This is a genomic window from Marinobacter sp. C2H3 (assembly GCF_037080155.1).
Taxonomy (GTDB): Bacteria; Pseudomonadota; Gammaproteobacteria; order Pseudomonadales; family Oleiphilaceae; genus Marinobacter.
The window spans coordinates 1-15,478 of record NZ_JBBBNZ010000007.1; the positions used below are offsets into that span (position 1 = coordinate 1).

Below are 15,478 nucleotides of genomic sequence, written 5' to 3' on the forward strand. Positions count from 1 at the left end.
GCCCATGCGAGAGTAGGTCATCGTCAGGCTCTTAATACCCAAACCCCAGCATCTCGCGATGCTGGGGTTTTTTATTGGCAGAAAAAAGCAATCGAATTAGCAGGTTACGGCAACCAGATTTCGAAAATCCCGCCACCCAGGCTGCCACCGTTACGCAGTCGAATGGCGCCCGTCCGTTGGCCCTCAGTGTGTAGCTTCGCCACGGACGATGCGAAAAACAGCCCCAAGCTAGTACTCCCGCTCTTGAAGTCCAGCGCCTTGAAGTCGGGCGTACCGCTATACTGCATACTCTCAGGATAGCCCTGCCCGTCATCTTCCACGCCAATCACCAGGAAATCCTCGTCCTGCCTCGCGGTCAGCCGAATGCGCGAGCGGGTGTACCGGATGGCGTTGTTGATGGTGTTGTTGAGCACGCCGGTCAGCAGATCCGCGTCGAAAAATCCATTGATCTCCTCGGCGTCAATCTCATGTTCGATGGATAACCCATCAAGCAGCGGGGTGTGGCGGGCAAGGTGTTCACCGAGAAAGTCGGGTACATAGTGCTCCTCCATGTGCGCCGACAGGTTGTTCTCCCCCAGCCGATAGATGCCCAGCAATTGCACCAGATCGTTATGCATGCGCTCGGCTTCGTACTGGAGCGTATTGAAACTCCGCGAGCCGGCCAGCGACGGTTCATTCTGGTTTCTCAGCTCGTCGATGGAGTTCAGGAGCATGCCCAGAGAGTTCTTCATATCGTGAACGGCGGACGCCAGAACCATGGAAAAATCGATGTTGCGATCGGTCATGACAGGAGGCCTTCGAGTTTCTGTTGCAGTGCCCGGTAGCGCCGATACTGCCGGTGTTGCTCGGGCAGGGTTCCAAGCCGGTCCAGACAGGTCTGGCAGCGTTTCAGCACGGCCGCGTCGCGGCCGCCTGACAGGTATTGTTTGATCAGCACTTGCACCAGGTTCAGGTTCAGGGCCGCATGGTCAGGCACCACTCCGAGCGCTTCCTGAAATGCCTCTGCGGCCGCCTTCAGGTCGCCACTTTCAAACGCCTGAATGCCGTCCCGGTTGAGTGCCCGGGCCTTGAGCTTCTGGCGGAAACCTACCGGTTCATCCAGAAGGCTTTCAATCTGCTGCAGCACGTCTGGATCGTCAGAAAAACGCTGGGCCAGTCCTTTCAGTAGCGTCTTGGCGTCGTCTTCCTGGCCGAGTCGAAACAGCGTTCGGGCAAAGTCGATCCCCATATCCGCCGGCAACTGATCGTCTTCCGGCAGCGATTCCCGAACCTGCGCCAACAGGCGTGAGGCCTCGGCCTGTCGACCCTGACCGGCGTGTACCCGGCACTGGATGATCGCGCTGCGTACGGACAGGTGGTCGTCTTCAAACCGTTTTTCCATGCGCCCCAGTACTGCCAGTGCCTCCGCCGCCTGCTGGCCGGCCTCCTCGGAGGTGTCGCCGTCGCTCAGGTCCGACAGGCTCTGGGCCAGGGCCAGGTAGTGGGCACTGCTGTCGTGAATGGAGTGGGTGCCCAGGGAAACGGTCTGGCGCCAGGCGCTGGTGGCCGTTTCCACGTCCTGGTTAATGCCGGCCAGTTCGGCCAACTGTCGGTGACGGAGCAGGGCATTCGGGGAGCGCTCGGCGGCGTCCTCCAGAACCTTCTGGGCGCGGACCGGGCGCCCCTGCTTTTCCAGGCCTTCGGCCAGCAGGTCGTAGCCTTCCATGTAATCAGGGTGTTTGGCGATCAGCGCCCGAAGCTGCTCCACCGCTTCGTCGTGGCTGCCGTTAGCGAGCAGTACGCGGCACAGGCCCAGACGCGCCCAGGAGAGTTCCCGCTGGGCGAGCACGTCTTCATAGATCTTGCGGGCATGGGCCAGGTCGCCCAGGCGGTAATACAGGTCCCCCAGGGTTTTCATCAGCCAGGTTTTGTAGCGTGGCTGCCGCGGCAGGGCCTGCAGGCACTGGGAGATGGCCTCGGGGTAGTTTTCCCGATCAATTTCCCGGTTGATCGGGAGCAGTGCGTTGCGCTGGTCGATCAGAGCACCCAGGCGCTTCTCCAGCATGGCCCGGTTAATGGGCTTGGTCAGGTAGCCGTCCGGCTGGTATTCCCGGGCGCCCATGACCATCTCCTTGGACGTTTCTGCGGTCACCATCAGGAACAGGGACGATCGTCGTAGCAGCTTCTTGTGGCGAAGCTCTTCCAGCACGTGCTGACCGTTTCTGCCGCCGCCCAGATTATAATCGCAGAGCACCACGTCGACCGGGTTGTAGGTGCAGTACTGGATGGCCTGGTTGGCCTGGCCGACCAGCTCAATCCGGTTGGCGCCGCAACTCCGGAGCATCTGTCGCATGGACAGGCGGAAATTCTCGAAATCGTCGAGCACCAGAAAATTCAGCTTGGCGAACGCCGCAATAGCGCTGGTCGGCGAAGGTGAAAGTGCGTCCGTCATCAGCGTGTCTGCTTCAGTAGTTTGTTGACGAGCGCCCGAAGTGCCGCCGGCTTCACCGGCTTATAAAGCACATGATATCCACGTTTCATGGCGTCGTCCCTGACTTCCGGCGCCATATATCCAGTAATCAGTATACCGGGTATTTTCGGATCTATGTGCGATCGCAGGCTGTCCATCGCGTCCAGGCCGTTGCGGTTATCGTCCAGCTGGTAGTCCGCCAGCATGATATCCGGCCGGCTTCCCTCCAGCTTGTCCAGGGCGTCTTCCAGGCTCTCCGCGGCGGTCACGTTGCATTTCCAGTTGCCGAGCAGGGCGGTCATTCCCTGCAGGATGGCCGGGTCGTTGTCGATGCATAACACGTGCAGTCCTCCCAGGCTCGATAGCCGGCGGGATTGCCCGCCAGGACGGACCGCCGGTTGCGGGACCGGCTCGGCCGGCGCGACCGGTACCGTGATGCCGAACACGCTGCCATGGCCCTGGGTGGAGCGGACCGTCACCGGGTGGTTGAGCATTCCGCTGATCCGGTCAACGATGGCCAGACCCAAGCCGAGGCCCTTCTTGTCCCGGCCCTGTTGGAAGCGCCGGAACTCCTCGAAGATGTGGTTGAGCTGATCGTCTGGGATACCTGGCCCGGTGTCCCAGACCTCAATGCGGATATACCCTTTCAGACGCCGGCAGCCCAGCAGGATGCGGCCTTTTGGGGTATAGCGTATGGCGTTGGATAGGAAATTCTGCACGACACGGCGCAGCAGCTTGGCGTCGGAGCGCACCCAGACGGTGCTTGGTACCACCCGCAGGGAGAGGTTCTGCTCGTTGGCGATGGCGGTAAAGTCGGTGGCCAGGTGGCTCAGCAGATCGTCCACCGGGAAGACGCCGATGTCCGGTTCCAGGGCGCCCGCGTCCAGCTTGGAGATGTCCAGCAGGGTGCTGATAATCTCTTCGGCAGCGCCCAGGGAGCTGTCGATGTGGTCCACCAGATTCTTCATCTCGCCGTCTTCGGTCTTGCCAGCCAGGGCGGAGGTAAACAGGCGGGCCGCGTTCAGAGGTTGCAGCAGGTCGTGGCTCGCCGACGCCAGGAAGCGGGTTTTACTTTGGTTGGCCTGTTCGGCCACGGACTTGGCCTTGAGCATCTGCTCGTTGATCACCTGAAGTTCCTGGGTACGCTCCTTGACCCGTTGTTCCAGATAGATGTTGGTTTCCTTCAGCGCCTGCTCGGTGCGGCGCATGGCGGTGATGTCCTGGAAGGTAGTGACATAACCGCCCCCTGGAATCGGGCTGCCGTCAATCCGGACCACCGTGCCGTCCGGGCGTTGGCGCTCGTAGGACATGGGCGTACCCTGGCGCATGCTGTTGCAGCGGTCCTCGACGATTTCATCGATACGCCGCGCCGACAGGTTGGCGTTGGTCAGGTTGTAGCGCATCAGGTCTTCGATGGGGCGGCCCACCCGCACAAAGCCCTTGGGGTAGTTGAACAGCTCCAGGTAGCGGTGGTTCCACACCACCAGCTGCTGCTGGTGATTCACCACCGACACGCCCAGGCTGATGTTCTCGATGGCGGACTGCAGCAGTTCCCGGCTGAACGTCATGGCCTGGGAGGCTTCGTCGACGATGCTCACCACATCCTCGATCTGCATGTCCCGGCCGGTGAGGGTGGATTCCAGCACCACCCGGGCCGTAGAAGCACCAATCACCGACGCCAGTTGGCGCTCGATGTACTTCATTAAATGGGTGGAGGCCGGGCGCTGCGGGTGCAGACGCAGCGCGTTACGCCGTTCATAGTTCCGGAACACGGTCTCCGAGCGTTCCTCACCCATGAACCGGTCGGTCAGCGCCTGCAGGTCCGAGGTCAGGACCTCGCCCTGCCAGGTCTGGTGGTGGGGCGTTTCCGCCCGGGGCTGCGGATCGTGGAAGAACGAGGCAATCTGGATTTTTTCCCGCACACGCTGCCGGGTGACGAGTGACAGCGCAATATAGGTGAGGGTGTTGATGCCCAGGCTCCACAGAATGCCGTGGCTGACCTGATCAAGGTCTGAGCCGAACAGGGCGGTCGGGCGGGTCCAGGAGAGGCCCCAGAGGCCCTGTTCCACCAGGTTGTCCGGGAGCCAGCCGGTGCTCACCAGAGCCGGCAGCAGCAGCGTGTAGCACCACATCAGGAAGCCGAGGGCCAGGCCCCAGGCAGCGCCGGTAAAGTTGCCCTGACGCCAGAGGATACCGCCCACCAGGGCGGGGCCGAACTGGGCGGCGGCGGCGAACGATAGCAGGCCGAATGCGGTCAGGCTGTATTCTGCTCCCGCCATCCGATAGAACCCATAGGCGGTGAGCAGGATCACGAAAATGGCCACCCGCCGGATGCTCAGCAGCAGATGGCTGAGGTCGGCCCGGCGGTTCATGCCCGGCCGGAAAAATTTCAGCAGCGCCGGCATGATGATCTCGTTGCTCACCATGGTAGCAATCGCCACCGAGCAGACGATGACCATGGCCGCGGCCGCCGAACCACCCCCCAAGAACGCCAGGATTGCCAGCCATTCCTTGCCGGCGGATATGGGCAGTTGGAGAATCAGAATGTCTGGATTGCCCAGCATGGATTCCGGATGCAGCAGTCCGCCGGCGGCGATGGGCAGCACAAACGCGCTGGCGACCACCAGGTAGATCGGCATGGCCCAGCGTGCAACCTCGAAATCCCGGTGATCGGTGTTTTCCACCACCATCACGTGGAACTGGCGGGGCAGGCAGACAATCGCCAGCATGGCGACCAGGGTCTGGGTAATGAACGCCGGCGCCTCGAGTCGCTCGGTGGTCAGAACGTCCATCAGGTTGGCTTCGCGGATCTTCCCGAAGAGGTCACCAAATCCGTTGAACATTCCGTAACTGACAAACAGCCCGACGGCGACAAAGGCCACGAGCTTGATCAGGGATTCGAACGCCACCGCCTGAATCATGCCCCGGTGATGCTCCGTGGACTCGAGATGGCGGGTACCAAACAGCACCGTGAATACGGCCAGGGCGAGGGTGATGTACCAGGCAGAATCGTTCCAGAGCGTCGAGCTGAGCTGATGGTAGCCGGAGCCGGTATCACTCAGTACGTTAAAGCCCATGGATATGGCCTTCAGCTGAAGGGCGATGTAAGGCACGCTGCCGATCAGGGCGAAGGTGGCAATCATCGCCGCCAGCACCTGTGACTTGCCGTAGCGGGAGGCGATGAAGTCGGCGATGGAGGTGCTGTTGTTGCGTTTGGAGATGTAGATGATCCGTCGCAACAGCGGCGCGCCGAACACGAACACGAGCAATGGGCCGAGATAGATGGGCAGGAAGCCCAGGCCCTCCTGGGTGGCTCGGCCCACCGCACCGTAGAACGTCCAGGAGGTGAAGTAGACCGCCAGCGACAGGGCGTAGATGTGCGTGCGCGCCAGCCGGCGCCGGTAAAGCCCGGGGTGCTTGTCGCCGGCCCAGGCGATCACGAACAGGACCGAAATGTAGGTAATCGAGATGAGTACCAGCAGCCAGGCGCTGATCATGCCGTTGTGTCCTCTACACGCGTTGTGGGCCGGCGGCGATCAGCGGCCGCAGACCGTTTTCAGCAACCGGTCGCCGGGTGCCAGCACTTTCAGATTATCCACGCGGGGGCGGCCGTCGTCGCCCAGCGGTACCAGTTCGCGGCTATCGCAGTTCAACAGGTGCACCCGGTGAGACACCGCGTCCGTCACTTTCTGATTAAACCGGTACAGGGTGAACCGGACGATGTCCGGGTTGTCGGTATCCCGGGCGATGCTCTTGGTATCGACGGTGGTGAACGCCGTCACGTACGGTACCACGAAGGTCCAGGGTCGCCAGAGAATGCCTTCTTGCTCCGTATCGACGATGACCGCTTCCGGCGGCAACCGCTGCTCTTTGAGCGAAAACCAGGTGTACTCCCCGTAAATCAGGTACGCCAGCATGCCGGCTCCGGCGAACACCGGAATCAGCCAGCGCGGGGCGCGTTGTCGGGTGACGGCACGAATACTGAGGGCAATGCCGGCCGCCCCAAGGCCACAGACGACCGTGGCGATCAAATTCCAGAACATGTTTCAGTTTCCTCAAAAAAAACGGGCTCCCTCTGAGAGGAAGCCCGTCCGGTATCAACCGGACTGTCCAGAGACTGGCTCAGCCCGGCTCGATGCTCAGTGGTCGGTCGCTTGTCCGGCACCGCGCGGGTAACGGACGCTTTCAACCAGCTCCTGAATCTCAACGGGCGGTTCTTCGGTGGCGTTGGACACCACGAAGGCTACCGCAAAGTTGATGATTGCACCAATGGCACCGATGGACAGCGGGGAGATACCCAGTACCCAGTTTGCCGCGTTATCCGGCAGGTTGTTGGTATCCGGAATGAAGAACCAGCCCTTGTACACGAAGATGTATACCAGGGTGAACGCCAGACCGGTCAGCATACCGGCAACGGCGCCCTTGTTGTTCACCCGCTTGGAGAAGATACCCATCATCAGCACCGGGAACAGCGAGGCTGCCGCGATACCGAAGGCCAGGGCCACCACCTGCGCGGCGAAGCCCGGTGGGTTCGCCCCCAGATAGGTAGCCACGGCAATCGCCACTGCCATGGCAATCCGGGCGGCCATCAGCTCGCCTTTCTCGGAGATGTCCGGGTTGATCGAGCCCTTGATCAGGTCGTGGCTGACCGCCGAGGAGATGGCCAGCAGCAGACCGGCGGCGGTTGACAGCGCGGCGGCAAGGCCACCAGCGGCAATCAGGCCGACCACCCAACCCGGCAGGTTGGCAATTTCCGGGTTGGCCAGAACCAGGATGTCGCCGTTTACGGTCATCTCGTTGCCGTTCCAGCCACGGGCCTGGGCCTGGTCTTTGAACGCGGGCGAGTCGTTGTAGAACTGGATACGACCGTCGTTGTTCTTGTCCTCATACTTGATGAGGCCGGTCACTTCCCAGTTCTTGATCCAGTCCGGACGCTCGTCGTACTGGATCGGCGCGGCCTGGGTACCCTGCGGGTAGATGGTGTTCAGCAGGTTCAGACGCGCCATGGAGGCAACGGCCGGTGCGGTCAGGTACAGCAGGGCGATGAACACCAGGGCCCAGCCGGCGGACCAGCGGGCGTCAGCCACTTTCGGCACGGTGAAGAAGCGGATGATGACGTGGGGCAGGCCGGCAGTACCGATCATCAGTGTCAGGGTGAACAGCACCATGTTCAGCTTGTTGTCCACGTCGGCGGTGTAGGAGTTGAAGCCCAGATCCGTCACCACTTCGTTCAGCTTCTGCAGCAGGGGCATACCGGACTCGGTATGCGTGCCGAACAGGCCCAGCGGGGGCAGGGCGTTGCCGGTCAGTTGCAGGGAGATGAACACCGCGGGGATGGTGTAGGCAATGATCAGCACGATGTACTGGGCCACCTGGGTGTAAGTGATGCCCTTCATGCCGCCGAGTACCGCGTACACGAAGACCACAACGGCAGCAATCAGCAGGCCGGTGGTTGAATCGACTTCCAGGAAGCGGGAGAAGGCCACGCCGGCACCGGCCATCTGGCCGATAACGTAGGTGACGGACGCCACGATCAGACAGATAACCGCCACCAGACGGGCGTTCTTGCTGTAGAACCGGTCACCGATGAACTCGGGTACCGTGAACTTGCCGAACTTCCGCAGGTACGGCGCCAGCAGCATAGCCAGCAGCACGTAACCACCGGTCCAGCCCATCAGGAAGGCGGAGTTGGCGTAACCGCCGGCGGCCAGCAGGCCCGCCATGGAGATGAACGACGCCGCAGACATCCAGTCGGCACCGATAGCCATGCCGTTGGTGATCGGGTGAACCCCGCCGCCAGCGACGTAGAAATCCTTCGTGCTTCCGGCTTTGGCCCAGATCGCAATCAGGATATACAGGAGGAAAGAGCCCCCGACGAAAATAATGTTGATGGCAAATTGGCTCATGGGTTCTTACTCCTCTTGCACGCCGAACTGTTCGTCGATCTTGTTCATGCGCCAGGCATAGAAAAAGATGAGAACAATGAAGGTAAGAATGGAGCCCTGCTCGGCGAACCAGAAGCCGAGGTCGGTACCACCAATGTGAATGCCTGCCAGCATCGGGCGCAGCAGAATGGCGAAGCCGTAGGAGACGAGAGCCCAGATGACCAGGCTTCCGAAGATGAGGCGGAGGTTCGCCTTCCAGTATTTTTCAGGATCATAGCTTTGACCTGACATCGCATCACTCCTTGGTTGTTGTTGTAGAAATTGGATGGGTTTTCAATGAGAGCGCTGACAAAGAGAATTTATTATTCATATAGGTATTTCTCCGACTGTTGTCACATCCGACTTTACCCGTCAAGCCAGTTATAGATATTGGCAAAAGGTCTAATTCTCAGTGGTTTGGGGCCATTTTGCGCCGGCGCTCACATCCGCTTCATGTTTTTGAGCTGGCGCTGGTAACGGAGCTTGTCGTGGAGGGCTTTCAGAGTGTTTACGCCGGTCTTGTGGGCTTTGTTGAGGGCGGCGAGGGTCAGCTCGGCGGTCACCAGGGCGTCGGCGGCGGCGTTGTGCCTTGCGCTGATGTCCAGGCCAAAGTGATCGGCCCAGTGATCGAGGCCGTGGCCACCCGGGCTGGCGTCCGGAAAGAAGGCGGGTAATAGCTCGGCCACGTCCAGCCACGTGTGGCTTCGGGTGTAGCCCAGCTGTTGCTTGAGGGTTTTCTCCAGGAACTTTTTGTCGAACGCGGCGTGGTAAGCCAGAATCGGGTCGCCGTTCATCCAGTCCAGAAGCCGCAGCAGCGCGTCCTCGGTTTCGTGGCCGTGAGTCAGGGCTTCCGGGCCGATACCGTGAATCAGCACCGTCTCCCGGATGTCCAGTTCCGGCCGGCGAAGCACCAGGTCAAACTGGTCATCCAGGTGGATCTGCTCGCCCTGGATGGCTACGGCACCAATGGCGATCACTTCATCCCGCCCGGCATTCAGGCCAGTAGTCTCGAGATCCAGCACAACCAACCGCGCATTGCTGAGCGGTCGGTCATCCGCCAGCTTCGGGGTGGGCGCGTGTTGCCAGTCGATGGCCTGTCCGGCCCGTCGGCGCTCCAGCCACTCACGAATTACATCAAGCATCGTCACAGGGCATCAGAGTTGGTAGGTGAGTTCGAGTTTCTGCTGCAGGCGCTGGGCCTGCCGGAACGATTCCCGGAGAATCCGGCGGTCAAGGGGGTTCAGGTCGTCGGGGTGGATCAAATTCGTCAACGGTTCCTCCCGCGCCAGCATCTCCTGGTGAGCACGCATCCGGATCGCCTGGATCAGGCTGTAGCCTTCTTTCCAGGCGTTGGCGTCCTTGGCGTCGAACACGCCCTTGCGGGCCAGGTCGTCCATGCGTTCGAGGGTATTGGCCGCTGCCACGCCGTTGGCGAGGGCAAACACCCGGACCGCTTCCACGAACGGAGCCAGGCCCTGACGCTTCAGGTCCAGGGCCTGGCGGTCGCCGTCCGTGACGTAACGGAACGTCCGGAACAGGGTCAGCGGCGGCCGCCGCTGCAACGCGTTGCCCGCCAGCATTTTCTGGAAGAGGGCGTTCTTGCGGATGCGAACCAGCACCCGATCCAGCAAGTGGTCCAGAGGCTCAGTGGGGCCGAACACCGCACGCATGTCCAGGAAAATCGAGGAATACACCAGATTCTGGGGCGTTGAGGCATCGATAAAGCGCACGAACCAGTCGTCCCACTCCGCGCCGCTCAGGCACAGCTTGGGATTGCTCGCCATGATGTTGCCCTTGCACAGGGTGAAGCCGCACTCCGCCAGGTCGTCGTTCACCTTACGGGCAAACGGCAGCAGGCGCTCACGGACACCGTCCTCGGTCATGCCCTCGGGCACCTGGAACAGCATGCCGTTGTCCTGGTCGGTCAGCAGCGTCTGCTCCTGACGGCCCTCGCTGCCGAAGGTCAACCAGGTAAACGTAATGCCGGGGTCGTTGGCCTTGAGGTTCAGCTCCAGTACCCGCCGCACCGTGACGTCGTTCAGAGTGGTGATGATCTTGACCACCTGCCCGGAATCGGCCCCGTGGGCCAGCATGGTGTCGACCAGCCGGGACACGTCCGCCCGCAGGCTGACCAGGGTTTTCAGGTGCGGCGCGGTACCGATGGTCCGGGCCAGATTGACCAGGTCAACCCGCTGGAGAGAGAACAGGTCCCGCTCCGAGACCACGCCGATCAGCCGATCGTCCCCGTCCACCACGCAGAGATGGGCGAAGTGGCGTTCCGCCATGATCATCGCGGCCTCAAAGGCGTCGGCCTCCGCCGGTAGCCGGCAGGGTTCCCGCGTCATCACCTGGCGAATGGGCGCATCCAGAGGTGCCGTACCCTCTGCGACCAGGGTGCGCAGGTCGCGGAGCGTAAAAATGCCGATGGGGTGCCGGTGATCGTCGGTCACGACGATGCTGCCCACGCTGTTCTCGTGCATTCGGGCAACGGCCTTGTTCACCGGTAGGTCCGGTGAACAGACGATCGGGTTGCGCAAGGCATAACGGGCCAGGGGCGTATCCAGGGAATGGCTCGGCCCGATGGACGCCATGGCTCGGGACTGGATTCGCCGGTTGACCTGGTCGAGCAGGCTGCTGACGCCGCGCACGCAGAAATCCCGGAAGGGCTCGCTTTCGGCGAACAGGGTAATAAACGCATCCTGTTCAATGGTCAGGCAGAAGGTATCACCCTGGGCGCGATGCAGGGTGCGGGTTGGGCGTTCGCCGATCAGCGCCGCCAGCGGAAAGCACTCCCCCTGGCTGATCTCAAACGTGGTTTTGGTGCGGCCTTCCTGTTCGCTGTAACGCTCGCCACGAATCCGTCCCTGTTTGACGACGTAGAATCGGTCAATCACGCCATCGTCCGGGGCCAGAACCACGTCACCGTCAGCAAAAAAGCGCAGTGACGCGTGTTCGGCGAAGTGGGCCAGATGGGCATCGTCCATACCCGAGAACGGCGCGTGTTCCCGCAGAAAGCCCATGATGGCGCGAATGTTCTGGGGGCGTTGGCTGTCCGGTTGAACGGTCATGTCGGGTTCCTTGCGATCCTTTGGCCCTGACCGGAGTGTAGGACAGGTCGGGCCGGCCGTCGCTGGGATTTTGGTCTCATGGCGCCGCCGCCGTCCAGCTTTCTTTATGGCGCCTGCCGCCGGTGGTAAAGTGCGGGCATTCGGATAACCGGAATCCATCACCCATGACAACGAAAGACGAGCGACTGGCGTTTCTCGAAGAGATGAAGGACGTCCGGCGCATTCGCAGAGGCAACCGGGCGGAGGTGGAACGCCCCCGCGAGCTGACACCGGGGCACCTCGAACGGCAACGGTCGGCCGTGGCCAAGCCCCTTCGGGACACCAACCCGCTGACCGCTGACATGGTGGAACCTCTGACCGCTCACGACGTATTGTGCTGGCAGCGGCCGGGCGTGCAGCACGGCGTGTTCCGCAAACTCCGGCTGGGCCAGTATCCGATTGAGGCCCGGCTGGATCTGCATCGGATGACCGTGGAGCAGGCTCGACGTGAGGTATTTGGCTTCGTCGGCGATTGCGTGCGCTACGGGCTGCGTTCGGTCATCATCCTGCATGGCAAGGGTGAGCGGAATCCCGATGGCATTGCCCAGTTGAAAAGCTACCTGGCCAAGTGGCTGCCAGAGCTGGCTGACGTGCTGGCCTTTCATTCGGCCCAGAAGCATCATGGCGGCACCGGCGCGGTGTACGTGATGATTCGCAAGGGCGACCAGGACAAACAACGGAACCGTGACCTTCACGGCAGGAGATAGGTAATGATCAAGAAAGTTGTCATGTTGACCGCCATTGTGGCGGTACTCGCCGGTTGCCAGAACCGGGTAATCTGGGACGATCACGGAAAAATCGAGGAAGCCGGTAAAGACCGGACGGTCTGGAACACCAACGGCAAGATGGACTCCGGAGAACGCAAGATCTGGGTCAACAAAGACGGCAAAGAGATCATCAAATAAGGCATCCCGGCAGGAGCACCATCCACCGTGTTTGACGTACTCCAGTATGCCCAGGCTGCGGATGAGATTATCCGGGCCGGTCGGTTTCTGTACCAGAAGGGCTGGTCACCGGCCACCAGCAGCAATTATTCGGCGAGGCTGGATGACCGCCATATCGCCATTACGGTGTCGGGTCGCCATAAGGGCGAGTTGGGTGCCGGCGATGTGATGGTGGTGGATCTGGCGGGCCAGCCGATCCAGAGCGATGCCCGGTCATCGGCGGAAACCCGCCTGCACACGGTGTTGTATGAGCAGTTCCCGGCCGTTGGTGCGGTCCTTCACACGCACTCTGTTGGCGCAACGGTGCTGAGCCGGTTGATCCCCCCGGGGGAACCGCTGGTGTTCGAGGGCTACGAGCTGCAAAAAGCGTTTGCCGGTGTCACCACCCACGAAGGGCAGGTGACGGTCCCGGTCTTCAATAACACCCAGGACATCGACGCCCTGGCAGAGCAAACCCGGGCATGGTTCCGGGAGCACTCGGACCAGCCGGGCTACCTGATTCGCGGCCACGGGTTGTATACCTGGGGGCGCACCATGGCGGAGTGCCTCCGCCACGTTGAAGCGTTTGAATTCCTGTTTGACTGCGAGCTTGAGACCAGGAGGCTCCGCCCATGACCACTCTCAGCATTTTTGATCCGTCCCGGCCCGATCAGGCCCACACCGTCACCACCGATCCGGCCCGTATTGCCGCGTTGCTGGACGGGCAGGGCATCCGCTTCGAGCAGTGGCCCACCCGGAACCTGCCGGAGAATGCGGGTCAGGAGGACATTCTGGAGGCCTACGCAGAGGAGGTGGCGCGCCTGAAAGCCGAGCGAGGTTTCCAGACCGCCGATGTCATCAGCCTGACGCCGGACCACCCCCAAAAGGACGTCCTGCGCCAGAAATTTCTCGACGAACACGTGCACAGCGAAGACGAAGTGCGCTTCTTCGTGCGGGGTCAGGGGCTGTTTTACCTCCATCTGAACGGGCAGGTATACGCGCTGCTGTGTCAGAAGAACGACCTGATCAGCGTCCCGGACGGCACCCGTCACTGGTTTGATATGGGGCCCGAGCCGGCATTCACCTGCATCCGGTTGTTCACCAATCCCGAGGGATGGGTGGCCAACTTCACGGGCGAGGATATCGCCGCCCGGTTGCCGCGCTATGAAGCCCTGGCGGAGGCCCGTGCATGATCCGGGTCATTCTGACCGATATTGAAGGCACCACCAGTTCGATTTCATTCGTGCATGAGGTGCTGTTTCCCTACGCCCGTGACCATTTGCCGGCGTTTGTCCGCGCCCACGGTAAGGAGGCGGCGGTGGCCGAGCAGCTGGATGCCGTGGCCCGGGAAAGCGGTGTCGACCGCAAGGATCTGGACGGTCTCATCGAGGTATTGCTGTTGTGGATCGCCGAGGATCGCAAAGCCACGCCCCTCAAGGCTCTGCAGGGCATGGTCTGGGAGGAGGGCTACACCCGGGGCGAATTGAAAGGACACATCTACCCGGACGCGGCCGATTATCTGCAGCGCTGGCATGATCGGGGCCTTCGCCTGTTCGTATACTCCTCCGGGTCCGTGAAGGCCCAGAAGCTGATTTTCGGGTTCACCACCGAGGGCGACTTTACGCCGTTCTTCTCGGGGTATTTTGATACCCGCGTTGGCGCCAAGCGCGAACCACAGGCCTACCAGACCATTCTGGAAGAGCTGGGGGTGTCGCCGTCCTCGGTGCTGTTTCTCTCGGACGTAGAGGCAGAGCTGGAGGCGGCCGAAGCCGTCGGCCTGAAGACCGTCTGGCTGGTCCGGGACGGTGAGCTGCCCGATACCGGCCGCCCGGTGGCCCGCTCGTTCGACGAGGTGGACGCGCTGTTGCGCCGGCGCTGATCCCGGCTCGGCGGAGCCCCAGAGCCTCACCGTTCAAAGGAGCGCCGCCGGTCTTTGCCGTCGACCAGGAGCTGTCATGCGTGCTGTCCCATTCGCCCGAGCGCGGCCGCCCTTGCGGGTGTGCTTGCTACTGGCGCTGCTGCCGTGGCTCGGGGCCTGCAACCCGTTTTCCAAGGCCCCCTCAATGATGGATGAGTACGTCGAGCGGGTCGGTCGGGTGCTTGAGGTGGACGCACAGCTCTCACCGGTTCCGGACGCGGCGCGCATGCCGAGGCGGCGGGACCGGATGTTGGCGCTGCCGGACCTGGACATGGGTATCCTGGATTTCCTGTCCCTCTACGGCTGTGAACTGCAGTACGTGGTCGGCGAGAAGAATTCGGTCCTCGGCCGCGTCATGCAACCTCTGAATCGTTTGCGCTACGAGCTGCGTTTCATCCGGTCCGCCCAGGACTGCCTGCCTTCGGTGGACGACAAGGACCTCCGGACTACCGTCAAAGACGCCATCGCCGCCAAACAAAAATCCCTGCCGCTGGCGATCTGGAACGCCACCTGGGGCTCCCCGGACATTGAATCGCTGTTCTCCCTTGCTCAGGGGACCTATCCGGTGCGCAAGCCCGGGGATACCGGAGGTAACCCCGTGTCGGACCTGGCGCGGGAGGCGGCTCAGATGGACGCGGCAGTGCAACGTCTGCTGGCTGGCAAGCTGGATGTTTCCCTCGAGTTCGCGGGCGACGTCCACCAGCGGTGGCAGGCAGAGAGCCGGGCCGGGCAGCTGATTCGCAGCGCTGTCCTGCTGACGGCCCGCCTTGACGATGCCACCGGGTTGATCCAGCGCCGCCTGGACGGCCGTCCCCTGTGCCTGAACCAGAAGCCCAATCCCCAGGCCACCGTCGTTCGCAACGTGTTTTTCAACATTTACATTGGCAAGGTGCAGCCGTATCTGGCCGACGTTCGGCGGGCGCGGGATGCTCTGATGGTGCCGATGGCGGCGCTGGCGGAGGCGCAGTCGGCGGTGATGCCGGCCACGTTCCGTCCGTGGTATGAGCGTTATCTGGCCCTGACCGGTGAGACCAGCGTGTGGCAAGGGCTGGACCGCGCCATGGCGGACCACACCCGCGCCTGGCAGGCTCTGCTGGGTCAGTGCGGGATGCGGCCGGGGGCCTAAGCAAAGGCCAGGTGATGCGAGGTGGAGCAAG

General features: G+C 62.0%; 14 protein-coding genes. 6 read left to right on the forward strand and 8 right to left on the reverse strand.

The window, feature by feature from the left end; translation table 11 throughout:
- Positions 1–104: 104 nt before the first annotated feature.
- The 8 genes from V3388_RS15550 to V3388_RS15585 form a co-directional block, all read right to left on the reverse strand.
- Positions 105–785 carry a sensor histidine kinase gene (locus V3388_RS15550; protein WP_336368486.1) on the reverse strand — a complete coding sequence of 227 codons (681 nt, stop codon included), beginning with the start codon at positions 783–785 and terminating at the stop codon, positions 105–107.
- Entirely contained in the window at positions 782–2,431 is a 1,650-nt protein-coding gene (locus V3388_RS15555; RefSeq protein WP_336368487.1) for a tetratricopeptide repeat protein, read from the reverse strand. Before V3388_RS15555 ends, V3388_RS15550 begins: the two co-directional genes overlap by 4 nt.
- Entirely contained in the window at positions 2,431–5,946 is a 3,516-nt protein-coding gene (locus V3388_RS15560; protein WP_336368488.1) for a hybrid sensor histidine kinase/response regulator, read from the reverse strand. Before V3388_RS15560 ends, V3388_RS15555 begins: the two co-directional genes overlap by 1 nt.
- Before the next feature lie 39 nt (positions 5,947–5,985).
- On the reverse strand, positions 5,986–6,492 hold the full coding sequence (locus V3388_RS15565; protein ID WP_336368489.1) for a hypothetical protein: 507 nt from the start codon (positions 6,490–6,492) through the stop codon (positions 5,986–5,988).
- 96 nt (positions 6,493–6,588) lie between these two features.
- Positions 6,589–8,355: a sodium:solute symporter family protein gene (locus tag V3388_RS15570; RefSeq protein ID WP_336368490.1), complete on the reverse strand. Its 1,767-nt coding sequence runs from the start codon at positions 8,353–8,355 to the stop codon at positions 6,589–6,591.
- A 6-nt stretch (positions 8,356–8,361) separates the two neighbouring features.
- The gene (locus tag V3388_RS15575) at positions 8,362–8,625 is read right to left on the reverse strand and encodes a DUF4212 domain-containing protein (RefSeq protein ID WP_336368491.1); all 264 of its coding nucleotides are present in this window, start codon (positions 8,623–8,625) and stop codon (positions 8,362–8,364) included.
- Positions 8,626–8,813: 188 nt separating this feature from the next.
- Positions 8,814–9,515, reverse strand: coding sequence for a 3'-5' exonuclease (locus V3388_RS15580; protein ID WP_336368492.1), 702 nt, complete (start codon positions 9,513–9,515; stop codon positions 8,814–8,816).
- 12 nt (positions 9,516–9,527) lie between these two features.
- A complete protein-coding gene (locus V3388_RS15585) occupies positions 9,528–11,441 on the reverse strand; it encodes a putative nucleotidyltransferase substrate binding domain-containing protein (RefSeq protein WP_336368493.1) in 1,914 nt (637 codons plus the stop codon).
- A gap of 164 nt (positions 11,442–11,605) precedes the next feature.
- On the opposite strand from V3388_RS15585, the gene smrA reads away from it, so the two are divergent.
- The 6 genes from smrA to V3388_RS15615 all read left to right on the forward strand — a co-directional run bounded on the left by smrA (position 11,606) and on the right by V3388_RS15615 (position 15,447).
- Positions 11,606–12,187 (forward strand): DNA endonuclease SmrA, encoded by a 582-nt coding sequence (gene smrA / locus V3388_RS15590; RefSeq protein ID WP_336368494.1) that lies wholly within the window; start codon positions 11,606–11,608, stop codon positions 12,185–12,187.
- Between the two features lie 3 nt (positions 12,188–12,190).
- On the forward strand, positions 12,191–12,385 hold the full coding sequence (locus tag V3388_RS15595) for a hypothetical protein (protein ID WP_336368495.1): 195 nt from the start codon (positions 12,191–12,193) through the stop codon (positions 12,383–12,385).
- Between the two features lie 27 nt (positions 12,386–12,412).
- Complete coding sequence (locus V3388_RS15600; protein ID WP_336368496.1) at positions 12,413–13,039, forward strand: methylthioribulose 1-phosphate dehydratase; 627 nt, start codon at positions 12,413–12,415, stop codon at positions 13,037–13,039.
- Positions 13,036–13,596 (forward strand): 1,2-dihydroxy-3-keto-5-methylthiopentene dioxygenase, encoded by a 561-nt coding sequence (locus tag V3388_RS15605; RefSeq protein WP_336368497.1) that lies wholly within the window; start codon positions 13,036–13,038, stop codon positions 13,594–13,596. Before V3388_RS15600 ends, V3388_RS15605 begins: the two co-directional genes overlap by 4 nt.
- A complete protein-coding gene (mtnC, locus tag V3388_RS15610) occupies positions 13,593–14,282 on the forward strand; it encodes an acireductone synthase (protein WP_336368498.1) in 690 nt (229 codons plus the stop codon). The genes V3388_RS15605 and mtnC overlap by 4 nt, the downstream gene beginning before the upstream one ends.
- A gap of 76 nt (positions 14,283–14,358) precedes the next feature.
- Positions 14,359–15,447 (forward strand): DUF3080 domain-containing protein, encoded by a 1,089-nt coding sequence (locus tag V3388_RS15615; protein WP_336368499.1) that lies wholly within the window; start codon positions 14,359–14,361, stop codon positions 15,445–15,447.
- Positions 15,448–15,478: the final 31 nt, after the last annotated feature.

Bases quoted from the DNA above. Each gene is read 5' to 3' on its own strand.
- V3388_RS15605 (WP_336368497.1), top strand. From the start codon at position 13,036: ATGACCACTCTCAGCATTTTTGATCCGTCCCGGCCCGATCAGGCCCAC.
- smrA (WP_336368494.1), top strand. From the start codon at position 11,606: ATGACAACGAAAGACGAGCGACTGGCGTTTCTCGAAGAGATGAAGGAC.
- V3388_RS15585 (WP_336368493.1), bottom strand. From the start codon at position 11,441: ATGACCGTTCAACCGGACAGCCAACGCCCCCAGAACATTCGCGCCATC.
- V3388_RS15565 (WP_336368489.1), bottom strand. From the start codon at position 6,492: ATGTTCTGGAATTTGATCGCCACGGTCGTCTGTGGCCTTGGGGCGGCC.
- V3388_RS15580 (WP_336368492.1), bottom strand. From the start codon at position 9,515: ATGCTTGATGTAATTCGTGAGTGGCTGGAGCGCCGACGGGCCGGACAG.
- V3388_RS15575 (WP_336368491.1), bottom strand. From the start codon at position 8,625: ATGTCAGGTCAAAGCTATGATCCTGAAAAATACTGGAAGGCGAACCTC.
- V3388_RS15595 (WP_336368495.1), top strand. From the start codon at position 12,191: ATGATCAAGAAAGTTGTCATGTTGACCGCCATTGTGGCGGTACTCGCC.
- V3388_RS15560 (WP_336368488.1), bottom strand. From the start codon at position 5,946: ATGATCAGCGCCTGGCTGCTGGTACTCATCTCGATTACCTACATTTCG.
- V3388_RS15550 (WP_336368486.1), bottom strand. From the start codon at position 785: ATGACCGATCGCAACATCGATTTTTCCATGGTTCTGGCGTCCGCCGTT.
- V3388_RS15570 (WP_336368490.1), bottom strand. From the start codon at position 8,355: ATGAGCCAATTTGCCATCAACATTATTTTCGTCGGGGGCTCTTTCCTC.
- V3388_RS15615 (WP_336368499.1), top strand. From the start codon at position 14,359: ATGCGTGCTGTCCCATTCGCCCGAGCGCGGCCGCCCTTGCGGGTGTGC.
- V3388_RS15555 (WP_336368487.1), bottom strand. From the start codon at position 2,431: ATGACGGACGCACTTTCACCTTCGCCGACCAGCGCTATTGCGGCGTTC.
- mtnC (WP_336368498.1), top strand. From the start codon at position 13,593: ATGATCCGGGTCATTCTGACCGATATTGAAGGCACCACCAGTTCGATT.